Genomic DNA, 1,332 nt, shown 5'->3' with positions numbered 1-1,332 from the left:
TTGTGCAATTTCAATTGTTTGCGCGAGACTGGAGTGTAACGCTTTGCAGTTCAAATGGGACCTGAGCAGAAATTTGTTACACCCAAAATGGGATTGATCGACCAGTCGATCTGGCCTGCCCCTACTGGGTGGTCCGGTTTTAGTCTTAATGCATGATCGGCTTTCCGGCTATCGCTTGGGCCGATGACGGAGCCGATCCGCGTGGTGTCGCAGGCATAACGATTGCCTGCGGTGCGGGCGGTTTGTATCCAAGCGATGAGTGCGGCCGCTCCGTGTTGTAGTAGCGCCGCCACGCCTCGATGATGACCTTCGCCTCGGCGAGGCTGTAGAAGATCTCGCCATTGAGCAGTTCGTCGCGCAGCTTCGAGTTGAAGCTCTCGCAGTAGCCATTTTCCCAAGGGCTGCCCGGTTCGATGAACGCGGTTTTCGCTCCCACTGCCGCGATCCACTCCCGCACGGCCTTGGCGATGAACTCCGGTCCGTTGTCCGATCGAACATGGCCCGGCACACCGCGCAGGATGAACAGATCGGACAGGACGTCGATGACGTCGGTCGAATTGAGCTTGCGATCGATGCGGATCGCCAAGCATTCTCGGGTGAACTCATCAATGATGTTGAGCATGCGGAACTTCCTGCCATTGTGCGTCCGGTCCTCGACGAAATCATAGGACCAGACGTGGTTGGGATGCTCCGGCCGAAGCCGGACGCACGATCCGTCATTCAGCCAGAGACGGCCTTTCTTCGGTTGCTTCTGGGGAACCTTCAGCCCCTCCCGCCGCCAGATGCGTTCGACACGCTTGGCATTCACCGTCCAGCCCTCGAACCGCAGTATCGCGGTGATCCTGCGATAGCCGTAGCGGCCATAGCGGGAGGCTAGGCGAATGATGTCGGCTGTCAGCGCCTCTTCATCCGACCTGCCTTCCGGCTTCTTGCGCTGGGTCGAGCGGTGCTGGCCGAGAACCTTGCAGGCAAAGCGTTCCGAGACGGAGAACTTCGCCATGACATGATCGACGCAGCGGCGACGGCGGGCGGGGCTCAGAAGTTTCCCGCGGCAGCCTCTTTCAGGATCAGCTTCTCCAGAGTCAGATCCGACACCGCCTTGCGCAGCCGGTCGTTCTCTTTCTCGAGCTCTTTCAGGCGCTTCACCTGGTCGCCCTTCAAGCCACCAAACTCCTTGCGCCACCGATAATATGAGAACTGCGTTACACCGATAGAGCGAACCGCTTCACCAACCGATCGACCTTGCGACAACAAGACATCGACCTGGCGCAGCTTCGCGACGATCTCTTCGGGCTTGTGCTTCTTCTGGGGCATTCCAACGTCCTCTCTAAA

1 protein-coding gene is annotated in these 1,332 nt (G+C 58.7%); it reads right to left on the bottom strand.

What is annotated here, in order from left to right:
- Window positions 1-145: 145 nt before the first annotated feature.
- Window positions 146-1,314 (bottom strand): IS3 family transposase gene (locus tag FY036_RS00115; protein ID WP_148912712.1). Its coding sequence is split into 2 segments (ribosomal slippage): window positions 146-1,050 and window positions 1,050-1,314, totalling 1,170 coding nucleotides; the frame shifts between segments, so codons are not numbered across the junction.
- Window positions 1,315-1,332 lie beyond the last annotated feature (18 nt).

It is taken from the genome of Neoaquamicrobium microcysteis (genome assembly GCF_008180155.1).
Lineage (GTDB): Bacteria > Pseudomonadota > Alphaproteobacteria > Rhizobiales > Rhizobiaceae > Aerobium > Aerobium microcysteis.
The sequence above is the reverse complement of the archived record's forward strand: the minus strand, read 5'-3'. Positions and strand labels throughout refer to the sequence as shown.